The sequence below is a fragment of the Burkholderia sp. SRS-W-2-2016 genome, from assembly GCF_001931485.1.
Classification (GTDB): Bacteria; Pseudomonadota; Gammaproteobacteria; order Burkholderiales; family Burkholderiaceae; genus Paraburkholderia.
This window is the reverse complement of sequence record NZ_MSDV01000019.1, coordinates 465,164-482,139: the sequence shown is the minus strand read 5'-3', so window position 1 is coordinate 482,139 and position 16,976 is coordinate 465,164. Positions and strand designations below refer to the sequence as shown.

The following is a 16,976-nucleotide window of genomic DNA, read 5'->3' as shown; positions in this document are numbered from 1 at the left end:
CAGAATCATGGCGGTCCGACGCCGCGCGATTCCGCTTCACTGGCGGAGCGTTTCGACCCGCTTTAAGCGCCGGCGCGGCGCGGCAAGTGGTTTGGACTGCCAAGGTCAAACGCCGGTTTACGCCCCTCACCGACTGTGCAAGTATCTTTGCCAACGCGCATCCCGCCCATCTTGACGAGGTTGAACATGGCCTGGAAACTCTGGAAGACCGAGAAGCGGCAGGACGAAACGCGCAACTGGCCGGCCGATACCCATGAGTCGTTAAAGCAGTTGCTGGACATGTACCTGAGCGAGGACGCCCCGCCGTTCGCGAACTGGGCCGCGAACGGGATCAGCTTTCCGCCCGAAGTGACAACGCTCGCCCGCAACGGCGTGCGCGGCTATCAGCTGGCGCTGTGGTTCTGGCTGTTTGCCGAGAAACACGGCACGATCGCGGCCCGGATGGTGCGCGAATCGTTCTGCCTGCTCGCCGATACCCGGCAAGCGTCGGCCGGCGCGCGGATCGACGCGCTGCTCGAGTTCGAAAACCGCCTTGCGCGTTCTGTCGAATTCCTGTCCGCCCAACAGCGCAGCTTCCGGCTGGAGGATCTGCCGGTGGAACTGCCGACGGAGTTTTTCCTCGCCACCAGCCTGCTGCGGCTGGCGCCGGATTCGCCGTATGCCGACAGCGAGAATCCCGACCTGCAAGGCAACGACTACAAACTGGCCGACTGCTTCCGCCATGCGACCGAAGAAGGCCTCGCGCTTTTCCGGCCGATGATCGACGCGGTCGAGTTCGACGCGAAAACGCTGCCCAATTGGCAATGGAGCGCGTATCCCGGCGCGGCCGAACGGCACCTGCAACGGCGCCACAACAATCCGCTGTTTCCGCTGCATCGGCAGATGGTGACCGCTCACGAAGTATTCGAAGCGCGGCTCGCCGATGCGCAGTCGCTGCAGGACATCAGAGGCGAAGTCAATGAACTGGGCCGCGCGTTCTCCGAAACCACCGAACTGCCGTTGAACTGGCAGTCGTTTCTCGACGGTTACCGGGACCGCGTCGACCGGCTCGATGAACGCCGGCTGGTCGCCGGCGGACAGAGCACCGCGCTCGCGGAAGCGATCGCCAAACTGCGCGCCGATATCCTCGCGACGTGGCGCGCGTCGATCCACAAGAGCCCGCACAGCCTCGCCGCGCTGGAGCAGGACGAAGCGCAACGCAGCGAGCGGCGCGCGCTGCTGTATGGATGCGACTGGACCGCTCAACTGCTGAGCCACGGCTCGCTGATTCCGCCCGACGAGGTCGTGCCCGCGCTGCTGAGCGAACCGGCGGCCGAACTGGACAAGGCGGTGAGCGGCCTGCACAGCGAGCCGCGGCTGCACGAAACGCTCGCGCAATGCCGGGCGAGCGCGCACCGGCTGGTGAACGAGCTGCGCGCGGCGGGTCATCCGCTGGCCGATGCGTCGGACAAGCTGCGCATTCTCGATCGCGCCCCCGGAACCTTGCCGGACTGATAATCTTCGTGATGTGCGCCCGCTGGTTACCGTGGGGCCCAGCGGCCCCGTGCGGCCCGGAGCGCACCTGAGCGCACCTGAGCGCAACGCCGCCTACGACCACAAAGGCCCATCATGAATCCGTCCTCTCGCGTCCCGACCGATATAGCCACGGAGGCGGCATCGACGCTTGCCGAATACCTGGAGCTTTCGCTGGATAAAGGCAAAAGCCTGATTCTGGTCCGCACCCAGGGCGGCAACAGCAACGTCTATCTCGGCGAGCCCGGCGAGCCGGATGCGGAACTGAAACGCTGCGCGGCCCTTCAGAACAGCGTGGTCGACGCGATGCTGGAGGCGACCCGCTCGGGACTGAACGAGCTGGTTATCGAAGGACAGACCTACCGTTTCGTGCGGACTTTCGCGCAGGTTGCCGAACATGGTGCGGTGGTTTTCACGCCTGCTTGAACCGTGTGAGTCACGCGCGTTGAGTCACGCGCGGCTCCCGCCCCCGAGTCGATGCAGGAGGATGGTCATGAATACGCTCGCGAAACTTCCGGCCCGCACGCGCCGTACGTGGCAGTGGTGGCTCGCCATGACGACCGCGATGTTCTGTTTGCTGTTTCAGAGCGCATTCACGCACGCGCAGGATCGCGCCGCGAGCCTGCGCGAAAAATATCAGAGCCTGACGCAGCAGCTCGCGCAGAACCAGTTTCAGCGCCCGCTCTACCTCGAATCGGTGGAACTGCCGTCGGCGCTCGACGGCAATATTTACGGCGTGCTCAATCATCCGTTCGCGCTGGTCAGCGGCGCGCTGAACGATCCGGCTCAGGGCCCGGCCAACTGGTGCGACGTGTTGATCCTGCACCTGAACATCAAGTACTGCCATGCATCGACGACGGCCGACGGCACCGTGCTCGCGGTGAATATCGGCAAGAAAACCGAAGAAGCGTTGTCCTCGTCGTATCGCGTGCAATTCAACTATCGGCCGGTGGAAAGCCGGGCCGACTATATGCGCGTGGAACTGTCCGCCGCGACCGGACCGCTGAGCACGAAAGACTACCGGATCGTGCTCGAGGCGATACCGGCCGGCGAGAACCGCACCTTCATTCACCTGACCTACGCATACGGTTACGGAACGGCGGGACGGCTTGCGATGAAGACCTATCTGGCGACGGTCGGCAGCGACAAGGTCGGCTTCTCATCCACCCCCGATCCGTCGACCAACGAACCGAAATATGTCGGCGGCGTGCGCGGGCTGGTCGAACGCAACACGATGCGCTATTACCTTGCGATCGAGGCTTATCTCGACGCGCTATCGAGCGCGCCGAACGCGCGCCTCGATAAACGTCTGGCCAACTGGTTCGATGCGACCGAACAGTATCCGCGCCAGTTGCACGAGGTAAGCCGCGCGGACTATATGCGAATGAAGCACAACGAATATCAACGGCAGCAGACCGCGCAATAAAACATCCCGAAGCTCACGGCGCATAGCGCGTGAATACATAATCGCGCTCTTTCACCCGCGCCGCATGGCACGCAAAACAGGTCTGATGCTGTGCCAGATCGGCGGGCATCCCGTTGATGAAACGCCCGAAACCCCAGCCGCCGGTCGACGCATAGCGACGCGAATCCTTCACCATCACCTGGACCGTCGTCGCTTCACCCGGCACGGTCGCCGGCGCGAACTCGTCCGACTGCTTTTTCTTGTAGGCCAGCTTGACCAGAATGGTCCCATCCGGAAACGGCTGGGTCGCGTTCCTGATCGCCGCGATCGCGACCGGATTGCCCAATACCACACGCAATTCGTCGAGCGGCGCCGCTTCCGCCGCCGGCGCCACCATCTGCCATTCGCGGTAGCCATGCGGGATCGTCACGCCGTAAATCGGCGATGCGGCACTCGCTGTACCGCCACCCGCTGCACCGGCGTCCGCTGCCGCAGTTGCGGCCACGGCCGCGTGATCCGCGAACGCGGCAACCAGCACCACCGGCGCGAGCCACCGCGCCGTCACGCGCAAGAGCTTCATCGTGCGCACTCCCAATTAAAGACGCGTGACTTGCAGCATCGCGTCGGCGAATGCCTTCGGCGCTTCCTGCGGCAGATTGTGGCCAATCCCGCCGTCGATATTGCGGTGCTGGTATTTGCCGGTGAACTTCTTCGCGTAGGCCGCCGGTTGCGGATGCGGCGCACCGTTGGCGTCGCCTTCGAGCGTGATGGTCGGCACCGCGATCGACGGCGACAACGCGAGCTTTTTCTCGATCTCGTCGTATTTGGCCTCGCCCTGCACGAGGCCCAGGCGCCAGCGATAGTTGTGAATCACCACCGCGACATGGTCGGGATTCGCGAACGAAGCCGCGGTGCGCTCGTACGTGGCGTCGTCGAAATGCCATTGCGGCGACGCGAGACGCCAGATCAGCTTGTTGAATTCGTTGCGGTTCTGCGCGTAACCCAGTTCGCCGCGCGCGGTCGAGAAATAGAACTGATACCACCACGCCAGTTCGGCTTGCGGCGGCAGCGGCTTTTCGTTGGCCGCCTGGCTGCCGATCAGATAACCGCTCACCGACACCAGCGCCTTGCAGCGCTCCGGCCACAGCGCGGCAACGATATTCGCGGTGCGCGCGCCCCAATCGAAGCCGCCGATCACCGCCTGCTTCACCTTCAGCGCATCCATGAACGCGACCGCATCGACGGCGACCACCGCCTGCTGGCCATTGCGCGGCGTGTCCGCCGAGACGAAGCGCGTCGAACCGTAGCCGCGCACGAAAGGCACCAGCACCCGGTAGCCGGCCTGCACGAGGATCGGCGTGACCTCGGCGAAGCTGTAGATGTCGTACGGCCAGCCGTGCAGCAGGATCGCGACCGGACCGTCCTGCGGGCCGGCATCGACGTAGCCGATGCTCAAACCATTGGCCTGAACCTGACGAATCTCGCCGAACGACGCGCCGCCCGTCGCCACGGCCGCCGACTGCGCGCGCGCCAGTTCGCTGAATCCCGCGCCCGCCAGCGCAACGCCTGCGAGACCGGTCCCGAGAATTTGCCGACGACGTTCGTTAATCTGTTCCGACACGATCCAATCTCCTGAAAAGTAGTGAGAGCCGAAAGTTCTCGACTAGTCTTTCGCTTTCCTCAATAAGCGCGGTGGCCAACTCATGTGGCAGCGCGTAAGTCCTGATTGCCAGGAGCGGAGAGAAGCGTAACTTCAGCAGAGAGATCGCACTATACGGCGATCGGTTTAGCGCACTATACGGACGTATAGCGGCGGACGATGCGCAACGACAACGGCAACGACAACAACAACGGCAAAGGCAAGCGCTACCGCTTGCGCTGCGGCTTCAAACCCAGCTTCGCTGCCAGATTGACGAGCTCGGGCAGCGACTGCGCATTCATCTTCTGCATGACCTTGCCGCGATGCATCTTGACCGTGATCTCGCTGATTCCGAGCTCACCGCCGATCTGCTTGTTGAGAAGCCCGGACACCACCAGCGCCATCACTTCGCGCTCGCGCGCGGTCAGTGTCGCGTAACAGGCCTGCACGTCGCGCAGTTCCAGCTGGCAATCGAGTGCGTCGCGGCTATGCGCGAGCGCGTCGCGAATCGCCTGCAGAAGGGTTTCGTCGTTGAATGGTTTGGTCAGGAATTCGACCGCGCCGGCTTTCATCGCCTGCACGGTCATCGGCACGTCGCCGTAACCGGTGATGAAAATAATCGGCATGTCGGGCCGGTCGGCCGCGATGCGTTGCTGCAATTGAAGGCCGTTCACTTCCGGCAGCGACACGTCGAGCACCAGACAACTCGGCACAAACACGCGCGGCGTCGCGAGAAACTGTTCGGCCGACTCGAAGATACGCGCGCGCAAACCCGCGCTGCGCAGCAGTAATTCCAGCGATTCACGCACGGAAATATCGTCGTCGACGACGAACACGAGCGGCTCGGCTTGCGAACCGCTCGAAGGCACAGCCTCCTGACCTACTCCACGTTGAGGCACGTCATTCCTCTTTCTCGCCTCGAAGCAGCGCGCGACTTTGCGTTCTCATCCAGCCTCAGTTGTTGTCCAGCGCGGCCTTCAGCGCCGCGAGCAGCGCGGTGTCGCTGAACGGCTTGAACAGGCATTCGCGAGCCCCTTGCGCGAGCAGACGCGCGCGCAGCGCTTCGTCCTTGTGGGCGGTAATGAAGACGACCGGCAGCGGCTTGCCGATCCGTTGCAGCTCGCGAAAGAGCCCGACCCCGCCCATACCCGGCATATTGACGTCGAGGACCAGACAATCGGTTTGATCAACGACTTCGGACGCGAGAAACGCTTCCGCCGATGAGAACACACTGACCGCATATCCAAACACTCTCACCAGATCAGGAAGCGACTCCCGCACTGCTTCATCATCATCGATCAACGTTACCAGCATGGTTGCCCGCAATCAAGTCTCGCCGGGACGGCCTCCCCGTCTCCCGCGCTCCGTAAGCAGGCGTGACGCAGAGCGGCCGATCCCCGAGACCTGGGTATTCACTCAAATAGAAAAACTCTGCTGGCAGCGCAGTCAGGAACTCGCCTTGCACTGCGTCATAAATCCGTCTTCCAGCGCGCAGGTCCATGATTACGGACACAACCGCGCGCGTCCATCATACGGAGGTATGTATAGAGGCGCGCGGCGCTCAGCGGCGGTAGACCGGAATCGAGAAGCCGAACAGCGCGCCCGGGCCGTCGTCGACGGTCGCGGCCCACAGCCGGCCGCTCTGGCTTTCGATGATCGAACGGCTGACCGCGAGACCGATGCCCATGCCGTCGTCCTTGGTCGTGTAAAAGGCGTCGAACAGCCGGTCGACATCGCGCGGATCGAAGCCGACGCCGGAATCGCGCACGGTCAGGCGCACCATCCCGTCCGCTTCGGCCTCGGTTCTGACCCACAGGCGGCGCGGCCGGTCCTCGACGCCATTCATCGCATCGGCGGCATTGCGCAGCAGATTCATGATCACCTGCTGAACCTGCACCCGGTCGCCGCCGACGAGCGGCAAGCCGTCCGCGAACTCTGTGCGCACGATCACCCGCGCGCGATCGAGGTCGTGCTGCATCAGCGCGATGATTTCGCGCGCGGTGTGGCCGAGGTCGACCGCCTCGATCGTCGCGCTGCGCCGGCTGAACAGCGCGCGCAAGCGGGCGATCACGTCGGCCGCGCGATTGCCGTCGCGAATCGTGCGGCGCGCGGTTTCCTGCGCGCCTTCGATATTCGGCGGCACGGCCGCGAGCATCCGCAAACAGGTGCTCGCATTGGTCACGATGCCGGCGAGCGGCTGGTTCACTTCGTGCGCGATCGACGCGGTCAATGCGCCCAGACTCATCACGCGCGACACATGCGCGAGTTCCGTGCGCGCATTGTCGAGCGCTTCTTCGGAGCGGCGCCGCTGACTGATATCGAGCACGGTGCCGACATACTCGCGACGCCCCGGCCGATCCGCCGCGCGATGCGCGAGCAGATGCAGATGTTTGACCGACTGGTCCGGCATCAACAGCCGGTACTGGCTCTCGACATCGGTATCGCCGCGATACAGTTGTTCGATCACCTGGGTCGCGAGACCGGCGTCCTCCGGGTGATAACGCGCGACGATCCGCTCGAGCGTCACCGTGCTGCCGGGTTCGAATTCGAAGATGTGATAGAGCTGCTCGGACCACGCAATCTCGCCGCTATCCGCATGCCATGAGAAGTTGCCCATCCTCGCCAGCGCCTGGCCTTCGGCGAGAAACGCTTCGCTGCGCCGCAGTTCTTCCTCCGCGCGCTTGCGATCGTCGATATCGATGTTGATCCCATACCATTTGAAGACGTTGCCATGCTGGTCGCGCAGCGGACTCGTGCGAAACAGAAACCAGCGGTACAGGCCGTCGTGGCGCCGCATCCGCGCCTCGGCCGCGCCCGGCATCCGGCTCTCCATGATGTCGTTCCACGCGGTGATCAGACCCGGCAGATCGTCCGGATGGACCGCCTTGGTCCACTCGTAGTCGCGGACTTCCTCCAGACTGCGGCCGAGATAATCGAGGTAGTACTGGTTATAGAACTCGCCGGTGCCGTCGACGCGCGCCGACCACACCAGCGCCGGCAGCGCGTTGATCGTCTCGTTCAGATGGCGCTCGCTTTCCGCGAGCGTGATTTCGGCGCGCTTGCGGTCCTCGATATCGATCGACAGCAGAAACCAGCGCAGAATGCCGCCGTCGCGGTCGCGCAGCGGAAAGCCGCGCACGTTGAACCAGCGATACACGCCGTCGGCGCGCCGATGGCGATTCTCGACGTTATACGGCGTGCCGTTCGCATGCGAGACCGCGTGCGCGGCGATCGTGCCCGGCAGATCGTCCGGATGCACGACGTCGTCGCTGCGCCACGAGCGCAGTTCTTCGTACGACTTGCCGAAGTAATCGAGCGCGAGGCGGTTCTGACCTTCCACTTCGCCGCCCGGCGACGTGACCGTGACCGGCACAGGAATACTGTCGACGATCGACTGCAGATCGAGTTCGCCGCGTTTCGCCGCGGCTTGCGCGCGCCGCAAATCATCGACGTCGGTGCAGGTCGCGCACCATCGCACGAGTTGTCCGCCGGCGTCGCGAATCGGATTGATGTGGATGACGAACCAGCGCAGCTGGCCGTCGACGCGCCGCAGACGCGCGCTGATTTCGGCCGGCTTCTGGGACTCCAGCAGCGCCGCGTGCTGCTGCAAAAGTCCGGCACGGTCGTCGACGCTCACCGCGCTCTGCCACTGCGAGCCTGACGATGCCGCGAGATCGAGCCCGGTGTAGCCGCACCAATGGCGGTTCACGAAATCGACGCGGCCGTCGGGCAACGCAGTCCAGGCAATCGCGGACAGCGCATCCAGCACGACGCCGAGATCAATGGCCAATCCCATCATTATTGGATTCTTGAGAGCAGGCGCCAGATTTCCAGACATCGCCGGGGACGGCGCGCAGGTGGCTCGTTGGTCTACCAGGGAATTTTGAGATGAGATTATTCCATGCGGGTACGGCGGTCGCAATAGCGCGGCCGCGTTGCTGGAACTGGTGGGATTGGCGTGGACCTGGATAGGCACAGCACCGGGCGGTGCTGTGCGGTGTTGCGCTTTACTGACCGCCGGGATCGACGCCGAGCGCCACGGCCTGCCGCACGAGGTCGGCCACCGAGCGCACGTTCATCTTGCGCATCGCCTGGCCGCGGTGAATCTTCACGGTGACTTCGGCAATCCGCATGCGCGCCGCGATCTGCTTGTTCATCAAGCCGGATGCGACGTTGATCAGCACCTCGCGCTCACGCGGCGTCAGCGCATCCCAACGCCGGCGCGCGTCGACCAGCGAGCTGTCCGCTTCGACGCGGCGCGCATCGCGTTGCAATGCGGCGATCACCGCGTCGATCATGTCCTGATCGCGAAACGGCTTGGTGAGGAAGTCCATCGCGCCGGCCTTCATCGCTTCGACGGTCATCGCGATGTCCGCATAGCCGGTCATGAAAACCACCGGCATCGGCGCGCGTTCTTTCGTCAACAGCGATTTGTGCAATGCCAGTCCGCTTTGTCCGCGCAGGCGCACGTCGAGCACGAGGCACGCGGGCCCCGGGCTTTTGGGCGCCGCGAGAAATTCCTCGGCGGAGCGGAATACGTCGACCTCCAGATCGATCGAGCGCAGGAGAAGCTCCAGCGAGCCGCGCACCGAGTCGTCGTCATCGACCACATAGACGACACCCGAGATGCCGTTCGCGCATGGGGCAGCCGCCCAGGCGGTGTCAGTGCTTAGCATCTGCGGTAATCGTCGCGACGATACGTTTTGCGAATTGAACCATCATCGACACCTCTCAGTGTAAATAGGACTTCAATGCCTGAGTCATTCGTTGAGCCGGCGGTCTCTCAGCCGCCGCGCGCGATGCCGCTCTCTCCTACATCGCCACGATCGAAGCTTACATCGCGCATCCTCGCGCGGCTCTAGTACTTTGGTATTGGAATGACCCGGCGCCGGCCCGATGACTCAAGGCAGAATCCCAGATACTGAGTTCATCCGTCCGAGTCGATGTGCGTGGGCTATTCGCTGCGCAATCGCTCATGGCGGATCGGCGTTCGCGTCCCATGTATCGAGCGACGCGGCCAGGATCATTGCCCCCGCATTCAAAGGATCGCGATAGCGCCGGTCTTCCGGCCTGAACACCGCGTCGCCTTTGCGAATACTTGCACCGGACAGCGCACAGATCCCCGCCTTTTTCGCCAGCGCGCGTTTCCACACCTGTTCGCGATAGTGACAACGCGTCGAATCGCTCCACGACAATGCGAACGAGTAGTCCGCGAGGCGCTCGTCGACCGTGACCGTGCAATTGCCGAGTGTCTGCTGCTGCGCGCTTCGCGGCCAACGGCGCGCGGGTTCCGGCGGCCGCGCGCGGGCGCGAAACGGCGCGCCGATGCTGAACGCCGGCGCACAGCACAGGTCGAGCACCACCTGCCCCCACGGATCGCGTACGCAAGCGGGGCTATCCGCGGCGAGCGCATTGGGCGCGCGGCCGGCATTTTCGGCACACACGCGCGGCGCCGCGCGCATACACTCCCGCTGGCCACCGCCATCGGCTCCGATTTCCGCCAGCGCCGCTCCGCACGCATCCAGACTCATCACGGCCCACTCCCATGTTGCCGGTGCGCGACTGTCGCGCATCACGCATGTCGCCTCTTCCGGTCACTGAAGTCTACGAAGAACTTCGGCCGCAACGTAGTCTTCGCGCGGATAGCCATTACGAAGCTTTCGGATGACGAACTAATACCTTGGTATTAATCGCTCGCCTCGCACGGCCCGAGCGCCGGGTAGCGGATTAATATCCGGGCTACCGGCCGCTCGCGCGGGCGCCCACCCTCGTCAATCAAAAGCATTCGGCGCATGCAACCATTCAATGCCCTTTTCGTCATTCTCGGCACGCTGCTCACCGCGAGCGGCTATGGGGCGACCTTTTTGCTGTCGATGCATTTCCGCTCGATCGGCGGCAGCGACCTCGACACCGGCACCGCGCTGGCCGAAGCGGTGATCGGCACGTTCGTGAGCTTTCCGCTGGTCGACTGGTTCGCGCCGCGCATCGGCGCCGCGCGCCTGAGCGCGGTCGGCGCGCTGTGCCTCGGCGCGGGTATCGCGGCCTTCGCTCCCCGCGAGCGTGAGCGGCATCGTTCCCGGCTTTCTGGTCGGCTTCGGCTGGGGCGCGTTCAGTCTCGCCGCGCCGATGGCGCTCGCGGAACGAACCACGCAGTCCGATCGCGGTGTGTGGTTCATGCGCTTCGGCACGGTCCAGATGGTCGGCATCGGCGCGTGCCCCGCGCTGGCCGCGCTCGCGATCCGCTCGTTGCACTGGACGGTCAGCGCGGTGCTGCTGATCGTCGCCGGTCTGTGCATGATCGCGTCGCTGCTGCTCGAACTGTTTGCGCGCTTCTCGCCGCGAGCGAGTTCGCACGCGCAAAAGCCGTGGGTGTTCAATACCGGCGCGGTGGTGCGCACGCGCGCCGCCTATTCGATCGCGATGATCGCGTTGTGCGCGTGCGTGTTCTCCGGGCTGCTGACGTTCCAGATGTCGCTGGTACATGGCACCGCATCGCGCGCCGGCACGTTCTTCAGCTTCTACACGGTCACGGTGATCGTCGCGCGCTGGCTGCTCGGCCGGCTCGTGATCAGCTCGCCGCGCGGCCTCACGACCAAACTCGTGCTGGTGCTGATGGTGCTCGGCGTCGCGGCGATGTTCGCGGTGCCGTACCACACGATGTTTCACCCGGTCAGTGCGGTGCTGTTCGGCACCGGGTACGGGCTCGCCTATCCGGTGATCCAGGAACAGACGGTCAACGACTCCGACGCGCTGCATCGTCACGCGGCGCTGACGTGGTTCATCGTCGCGTATTCGCTCGGCGCGTTCGGTTTTCCCGCGGTGGGCGGCTGGGTGCTCGTGCATCTGGGCCGCGGCGCATTGATCGCGTTGATCGCGGTGTGCGCGCTGGCGGCGCTGCTGCTGTCGATACTTCGCGACAGGCGCAACCTCGCGGCGGCGTTCAGCCGATAACCGTAGGTATGAGTTGTCGTCGACACAGGTATAGGGTGGTCCACCGAACGTCTGATAGACGCGAACCGGGCCAACACCTACGCTTCCGATCGGGCAAGACCCCAATCACGACATCTTCGTCACTCTAGCCAACAGGTGATTTCATGACGCTTCGCAACAACCTGCTCAAGGGCGCACTCGCGGTGCTGCTCTCGTCGGCCGCGCTCGCACAGGCCGCCACCGCAACCAGCGGCGATGCCGCCGCGTCGACCAAGGAACAACTGCGCGCCGAAATGCGCGCGGACCGCGCCGCCAACCACGCGCTCGCGAAGAAGGTGCGCGAAATGCTGTTCAAGACCAAAGGCCTGAACGACACCGATATCGCTGTGTTCGCCAATACCCGCACCGGCAAGGTGATCCTCGCGGGCACGATCTTCGACGAGTCGCAGGACCAGATCGCTCAGGACGCCGCATCGAAGGTGGCGGGCGTTCAGTCGGTCGCGAGCAAGTTGACGCTCTACGCGGCGCCGTGATCGGGCCTGGTTCGTGTGAACCGATTGCGCCGGTCTAGCCGGCGCAATTCGTTGGCGCGGCGAGATCGCCGCTCCTGCATCGCAGGTCAGGTCGCCAGCGTTCCGTCCGCCGCGTTCCGCCGGACCGGCTGCTCATGCGGCGCATCACGACCGTCGAGGTCGGGTGCTTCGATCACCGAAACGAATTGCACCATCAGGCACACGACGATGCCGATCAGCTGCATGCTGCGCAGCGCGGAAAAGAAGCCGTTCTTGCCGGGAATCAGAAATCTCACCGCGCCGGCGAGCGGCAGCATCCCCACGCCGTAACTCGACTTCTCCACCGGCACCTGCAACGCCGCCGAACTGCCGACGATAAAGCGAGCAAGCAGAAACGCGCCGATGAATGCGGTCACGATATGCAAGCGGATCATCCAGTGAGGCTGCGCGAGCATCCGATCCGCGCTATTGCCGGCCAGATTGACGTAAGCCGAGAGCGCGGTGCCGGCAATCGAGAAAAGGCCGGTAAACAACAGCGATTTTCGAATAATCATTTTTACCCCGTCAATCACCCACGCCCTCCGATCCGCATTCATCGAATCGACACAAACCATTGCGGGAACGGCAGGCAATTTTTATTTGACCTGATTGCGCGCCGAACGGAGGGCGACTACTTCATCGTTTTTTCGAGATGCAAAGCGCACTATATCGATCAGGCGCACGGGGCGGTGTAAAGAAAGGTTAAAGCTGTTGTTTTATGCGTGAAGCCGCACCATGCAAAGATTGTCCGACACTGATGTCGGACTTTATTGGCTATTGCGCATTTCAGCGTGGACAAAAAAAATCCCGCACAGGGGAAGGCGGGATTTCAAACAACAACTGTAATTGTTATACCTCCCTGCGCACCACCGGGACAGGCTTCGTCCCGGCACTTCCAACCTCGAGCGCATGCCGCTACGCGCTTCTCGCTCAGGCGGTCTGACCGACCAGCGCGTCGCCCATCACACCGACCACGTCGTCGATCACCCGGGTGGCGGCCGCGAATCCGGCTACGAAGACTTCGCGCAGATCCGCCGAGATACGCCCGGGCACCGGTCCCGCCCGGAAAGCCGTCGACCACTCGCCGGACGGCAGCTGCGCACTCAGCGTGATCCCGGCCATATACGCGGGCGCGCTGGTGTCGTAGCGGCTGACGCCGTCCGCGAGACGCAATGCATTGACTACGATGTCGAAACCCCGATAGCGATATGTTTTTTCCATACTTGTTCTCCGTCCTCAGCCGTTGCCACACAACCGCCTTTCGCCATACATTCATGCTGCAACATTTTCGTATAAGTATTGTTAAAAATTGTCATTTTCATTCCAATTTACGACTAGGGCTTTCCCTGCCCTCGAATTAAATATTCCCTGATTAAAAATATGCTTCACAAATTCATTGCAATTCCTGCAAGACTTTATCAAACATGAATTCGATCTTGCCACGAGATTTATTACAAATTCATAACTACGATAAATCTCACTATGGATTGCAGTGCGTCCCGGCCACAATTCGATTTAAACGCGTGTCTGAATAGCCGGCAATAGCACGCTGCTGCGCGCCGTGCGGCACATCGATACCGTATCGGCATCACCGCCGGAACGAACCGCATTTCGCATCGATCGGCGTTCGACCACCGCCGTCACGAATCGCACTCAACGCGTGCCGCACGAACCAGTCTCAAAATAAAAATATCTTGAAATAAAAAGTACTTGCGGTCTCAAATAATCGCCCGGAACTCAATACGCATTTCAAATGTCCGAAAGCAGCCATCCGACATCGATGGCGCCCGCTGGCGAGCCGTACTCCGCGTGAGCCCCTTCCAATTCGAACGCGTCGCCGTCCTGTCCGGGCCGGCCGTCGCGCCCTCTCTTCGGCCCTCCTCGCACAATGAGCATCTTTCAGATTACCGGTGCGCTGTTCACCATCGTCGCGCTGTTCGGCGTGATCAACTATCGCTTCATCAAGCTGCCGGACACGCTCGGCATTACCGCGGTCGGACTCGTCGTGTGTCTCGGCATTTCGGCGCTCGGCTTCTACTATCCGCCGCTGCCGGCCGCCGCGCGCAAGATCATCGTGCAGGTCGATTTCGCCGACATCGTGTTTCATGGCCTGCTCAGTCTGCTGCTGTTCGCCGGCGCGCTGCACGTCGATCTATCGAAGATGCGCACGCAACGGCGCGCGGTGCTGATGCTCGCGACCGTCGGCGTGCTGATCTCGATCGCGGCGGTGGGCTTCGGCTTCTTTTACGCGGCGCAGTGGCTCGGTCATCCGGTCAGCCTGCTGTGGTGTCTCGCGTTCGGCGCGCTGATCTCGCCGACCGATCCGATCGCGGTGCTCAGCGTGCTCAAGCGCGCGGCCGCGCCCGAAAGCCTCGAAACCAAGATCACCGGCGAGTCGCTGTTCAACGACGGCACCGCGGTCGTCGCGTTCGTCACGCTGGTCGGGCTCGCCACCGGCGCGAACGAGTTTTCGGGCAGCGCGATCGCGCTCGATCTGCTGCGCGAAGTGGTCGGCGCGTTGGGACTGGGCGTGGTGCTCGGCTTCGGCGCGTCGCTGCTGCTGCGCGGGATCGACAGCTATCCGGTCGAAATTCTGATCACGCTCGCGCTCGCGACCGGCGGCTACAGTCTGGCCGAAGCGCTGCACGTATCGGCGCCGCTCGCGGTCGTAATCATCGGGCTCGTGATCGGCAATCACGGCGCGCTGACATCGATGTCGGAAAAGACCCGCGAGCATCTGTTCAATTTCTGGGACCTGCTCGACGAGTTGCTGAACCTCGTGCTGTTCGGTTTGATCGGACTGGAGATCATCGCGCTGTCGCTGCATATCCAGATCGTCTGGCTCGGGCTCGCGGCAATTCCGGTGGTGTTGCTCGCGCGCGGCGTCAGCGTCGCGATTCCTCTGCTCGCGCTGCAGAATTTCCGCCGGCTCAATCCGCACTCCACGCTGGTGCTGACATGGGGCGGGTTGCGCGGCGGTATTTCGATTGCGCTCGCGCTGTCGTTGCCCGAATTCCACGGCCGCGAAATGTTTATCGGCGTCACGTATCTGGTCGTCGTATTCAGCCTGCTGATCCAGGCCACCACGCTGGGACCGCTGATCCGGCGCCTGAACTTCGCCACCGCGCCGGCCGCCCGGACGCTGGTCGACGCGAAAGAGTGAGATCGCGGCGGGCGGGACGTTGCAGCTATCCAGCCCGCTGCAACGTCCCGCCCACGCCAATTTCCACCGGCTCTGCGGTGCGCCCCGAGTTCATCCTCTGCACGAAACGCGCGACGATCGTAAAGTGGATACCTACGCCGAATTCGCAGCAAGCTCCCGACTGGATACCGATGCCGCCCGCAAGGCCGTGCACGGGTCGCGATTTGTTAGGAGAATGGCTGGGCGAGCGGACGCGGAACCTATGCCGGGCAGTCGATGCCCAATTGAATTCACGGACAGTTTTACGAGTCTCGCGCGTCGTTTTCAGCGTTTTTTTAGTACCGATTTAAGCATTTGCCGGGCAGCGCCAATGCCGTACCTGCGGCCGGCTACGGCTGCGCTCCACCCCGACCGGTCGCGTTTCAACTGCTGCCGGTTTCATTCAGGCCGCGGTTCCCCACCGCGGTCCTGGCCCCGGCTCCCGCGAGCCGTGCGGCCAGTTTCTGGCAAGCTTTCAGCCAGCGTTCCGCTTGTCGCGCGCACCGCGACGGCGGGCAATTAGCCGTCAATGCCGGTTCTCCCACATACCCGGCGCTTACGGTTTGTCATTCTGTCGATTCAGGCGTCCGAAGGAGTTCGCCATGTCGGTCTATGTCGATGAAGGGTTTCGCCCCTGTGTAACGGAGTGCGCAACGGTCGCGTTCCGGGTGTGCTGCGACGATCGTGCGCAGATTTTCGAAGTCAGCGCCGAGGCGCTGGTGGAGTTCTGCGGCGCGGTGAGCAACCGCAAGCAGGACCTGCTGGTCGCGTTCGAGGACGCGCAGGACGAAATCCTGTCGGTGGCCGCGCAGCGCTGGAAGTTCGTGCCGACCGAGTCGGTGCGGCTCGGCCTCGACGAGTTCAGGATGGTCAGACATTAGGCGTGTCAAACTCTCGCCCATGAGCTGGATCGCCGCCCTGCCGATGTACAACGTGACTCCCGCGCTCGACCTCGAATGGCGCGAGTGGCTCGACGACGTGCTGCGGCGGGTCAAGCCCGCGTGCCGCATCGTCGAACCGGATGAGGAATTGCACGGCTTCTGGCGGCGGCCGAACCTGCTGATCTCGCAGACCTGCGGCTATCCGCTGATGCGGGGGCTGCACCAGCAGGTGCAGTTGATCGCGACGCCGTGCTTCGACGCGCCCGGCTGCGCCGGCGCGCATTATTCGAGCGTGCTGGTCACGCGCGCCGACGCCCGCTTCGATTCGCTCGCCGCCTGCCGCGGCGCGCGCGCCGCCTACAACCAGGACGATTCGAACAGCGGAATGAACGCGTTCCGGCACGCGGTCGCGCCGCTCGCACGCGCCGGCATGTTCTTCGGTCAGGTATTGCGCACCGGCTCGCATCTCGGCTCGCTGCGCGCGCTCGCCGACAATCGCGCGGACGTCGCCGCGATCGATTGCGTGACCTATGCGTTCGTCGGCGATGTGTTGCCGGAACTCGCGCGGCGGGTGCGCGCGATCGGCATGACGGCCGCGTCGCCCGGCTTGCCGCTGATCGCCGCGGCGAACGTGCCGCGCGCGACGATCGACGCGCTGCGCGACGCGTTGCAGGAGACCCTCGCGATCAGGCCCGAGCGGGCCCGGCGCCTGCGTTTAAGCGGTTTTTCTACGCTGCCGCTGACCGACTACGCGCGCATCGGCGAACTCGAAAACGAGGCGCGCGCGGCGGGCTACGCGCGGCTTGGGTGATTCTCGCGGGCTAATCCGGCACGCAGATCCGGGCTGATCAAGCCATCACCCTGCTCCCATCCCGGT

Annotated in this window: 16 protein-coding genes and 1 pseudogene; 8 read left to right on the top strand and 9 right to left on the bottom strand. The window is 63.5% G+C overall.

Annotated elements, in window-relative coordinates; genetic code table 11:
* The first annotated feature begins 186 nt into the window (after positions 1-186).
* The 3 genes from BTH42_RS08550 (at position 187) to BTH42_RS08540 (ending at position 2,938) form a co-directional block, all read left to right on the top strand.
* The gene (locus BTH42_RS08550; protein WP_075297824.1) at positions 187-1,494 is read left to right on the top strand and encodes a tryptophan leader peptide; all 1,308 of its coding nucleotides are present in this window, start codon (positions 187-189) and stop codon (positions 1,492-1,494) included.
* 114 nt (positions 1,495-1,608) lie between these two features.
* Positions 1,609-1,938, top strand: a complete 330-nt coding sequence (locus tag BTH42_RS08545; protein ID WP_075297822.1) for a hypothetical protein — start codon at positions 1,609-1,611, stop codon at positions 1,936-1,938.
* Positions 1,939-2,005: 67 nt separating this feature from the next.
* Positions 2,006-2,938 carry a hypothetical protein gene (locus tag BTH42_RS08540; RefSeq protein WP_075297820.1) on the top strand — a complete coding sequence of 311 codons (933 nt, stop codon included), beginning with the start codon at positions 2,006-2,008 and terminating at the stop codon, positions 2,936-2,938.
* Between the two features lie 13 nt (positions 2,939-2,951).
* Here BTH42_RS08540 and BTH42_RS08535 read toward each other — a convergent pair whose 3' ends face one another.
* The 7 genes from BTH42_RS08535 to BTH42_RS34290 form a co-directional block, all read right to left on the bottom strand.
* Entirely contained in the window at positions 2,952-3,497 is a 546-nt protein-coding gene (locus BTH42_RS08535; RefSeq protein ID WP_083654703.1) for a cytochrome P460 family protein, read from the bottom strand.
* A gap of 15 nt (positions 3,498-3,512) precedes the next feature.
* On the bottom strand, positions 3,513-4,538 hold the full coding sequence (locus BTH42_RS08530) for an alpha/beta fold hydrolase (protein ID WP_075297818.1): 1,026 nt from the start codon (positions 4,536-4,538) through the stop codon (positions 3,513-3,515).
* A gap of 245 nt (positions 4,539-4,783) precedes the next feature.
* Complete coding sequence (locus BTH42_RS08525; RefSeq protein ID WP_075297816.1) at positions 4,784-5,455, bottom strand: response regulator transcription factor; 672 nt, start codon at positions 5,453-5,455, stop codon at positions 4,784-4,786.
* 55 nt (positions 5,456-5,510) lie between these two features.
* Positions 5,511-5,870, bottom strand: coding sequence for a response regulator transcription factor (locus BTH42_RS08520; protein ID WP_075297814.1), 360 nt, complete (start codon positions 5,868-5,870; stop codon positions 5,511-5,513).
* 247 nt (positions 5,871-6,117) lie between these two features.
* Entirely contained in the window at positions 6,118-8,352 is a 2,235-nt protein-coding gene (locus BTH42_RS08515) for a PAS domain-containing protein (protein WP_256701888.1), read from the bottom strand.
* Between the two features lie 211 nt (positions 8,353-8,563).
* Positions 8,564-9,232, bottom strand: coding sequence for a response regulator transcription factor (locus BTH42_RS08510; protein ID WP_075297810.1), 669 nt, complete (start codon positions 9,230-9,232; stop codon positions 8,564-8,566).
* A gap of 297 nt (positions 9,233-9,529) precedes the next feature.
* Positions 9,530-10,000, bottom strand: a complete 471-nt coding sequence (locus tag BTH42_RS34290) for a DUF3331 domain-containing protein (RefSeq protein WP_256701887.1) — start codon at positions 9,998-10,000, stop codon at positions 9,530-9,532.
* Positions 10,001-10,348: 348 nt separating this feature from the next.
* Here BTH42_RS34290 and BTH42_RS08500 point away from each other — a divergent pair.
* A pseudogene (locus BTH42_RS08500) lies at positions 10,349-11,507 on the top strand (MFS transporter).
* Between the two features lie 143 nt (positions 11,508-11,650).
* The gene (locus tag BTH42_RS08495; RefSeq protein ID WP_075297808.1) at positions 11,651-12,019 is read left to right on the top strand and encodes a BON domain-containing protein; all 369 of its coding nucleotides are present in this window, start codon (positions 11,651-11,653) and stop codon (positions 12,017-12,019) included.
* A gap of 86 nt (positions 12,020-12,105) precedes the next feature.
* On the opposite strand, the gene BTH42_RS08490 is transcribed toward BTH42_RS08495, so the two are convergent.
* Positions 12,106-12,552, bottom strand: coding sequence for a hypothetical protein (locus tag BTH42_RS08490; RefSeq protein ID WP_075297806.1), 447 nt, complete (start codon positions 12,550-12,552; stop codon positions 12,106-12,108).
* 415 nt (positions 12,553-12,967) lie between these two features.
* Positions 12,968-13,258 carry a hypothetical protein gene (locus BTH42_RS08485; protein ID WP_075297804.1) on the bottom strand — a complete coding sequence of 97 codons (291 nt, stop codon included), beginning with the start codon at positions 13,256-13,258 and terminating at the stop codon, positions 12,968-12,970.
* Between the two features lie 667 nt (positions 13,259-13,925).
* On the opposite strand from BTH42_RS08485, the gene BTH42_RS08480 reads away from it, so the two are divergent.
* From BTH42_RS08480 to BTH42_RS08470, 3 genes are all read left to right on the top strand, one after another.
* On the top strand, positions 13,926-15,200 hold the full coding sequence (locus BTH42_RS08480) for a sodium:proton antiporter (protein ID WP_075297802.1): 1,275 nt from the start codon (positions 13,926-13,928) through the stop codon (positions 15,198-15,200).
* Between the two features lie 620 nt (positions 15,201-15,820).
* Positions 15,821-16,099 (top strand): DUF1488 family protein, encoded by a 279-nt coding sequence (locus tag BTH42_RS08475; RefSeq protein WP_075297800.1) that lies wholly within the window; start codon positions 15,821-15,823, stop codon positions 16,097-16,099.
* A gap of 19 nt (positions 16,100-16,118) precedes the next feature.
* Positions 16,119-16,910 carry a phosphate/phosphite/phosphonate ABC transporter substrate-binding protein gene (locus BTH42_RS08470; RefSeq protein WP_075297798.1) on the top strand — a complete coding sequence of 264 codons (792 nt, stop codon included), beginning with the start codon at positions 16,119-16,121 and terminating at the stop codon, positions 16,908-16,910.
* The last annotated feature ends 66 nt before the right edge of the window (positions 16,911-16,976 follow it).

Coding starts and splice junctions, on each gene's coding strand:
- BTH42_RS08515 (WP_256701888.1), bottom strand. CDS start 8,352: ATGGGATTGGCCATTGATCTCGGCGTCGTGCTGGATGCGCTGTCCGCG.
- BTH42_RS08485 (WP_075297804.1), bottom strand. CDS start 13,258: ATGGAAAAAACATATCGCTATCGGGGTTTCGACATCGTAGTCAATGCA.
- BTH42_RS08475 (WP_075297800.1), top strand. CDS start 15,821: ATGTCGGTCTATGTCGATGAAGGGTTTCGCCCCTGTGTAACGGAGTGC.
- BTH42_RS08540 (WP_075297820.1), top strand. CDS start 2,006: ATGAATACGCTCGCGAAACTTCCGGCCCGCACGCGCCGTACGTGGCAG.
- BTH42_RS08495 (WP_075297808.1), top strand. CDS start 11,651: ATGACGCTTCGCAACAACCTGCTCAAGGGCGCACTCGCGGTGCTGCTC.
- BTH42_RS08490 (WP_075297806.1), bottom strand. CDS start 12,552: ATGATTATTCGAAAATCGCTGTTGTTTACCGGCCTTTTCTCGATTGCC.
- BTH42_RS08545 (WP_075297822.1), top strand. CDS start 1,609: ATGAATCCGTCCTCTCGCGTCCCGACCGATATAGCCACGGAGGCGGCA.
- BTH42_RS08520 (WP_075297814.1), bottom strand. CDS start 5,870: ATGCTGGTAACGTTGATCGATGATGATGAAGCAGTGCGGGAGTCGCTT.
- BTH42_RS08550 (WP_075297824.1), top strand. CDS start 187: ATGGCCTGGAAACTCTGGAAGACCGAGAAGCGGCAGGACGAAACGCGC.
- BTH42_RS08480 (WP_075297802.1), top strand. CDS start 13,926: ATGAGCATCTTTCAGATTACCGGTGCGCTGTTCACCATCGTCGCGCTG.
- BTH42_RS08470 (WP_075297798.1), top strand. CDS start 16,119: ATGAGCTGGATCGCCGCCCTGCCGATGTACAACGTGACTCCCGCGCTC.
- BTH42_RS08510 (WP_075297810.1), bottom strand. CDS start 9,232: ATGCTAAGCACTGACACCGCCTGGGCGGCTGCCCCATGCGCGAACGGC.
- BTH42_RS08535 (WP_083654703.1), bottom strand. CDS start 3,497: ATGAAGCTCTTGCGCGTGACGGCGCGGTGGCTCGCGCCGGTGGTGCTG.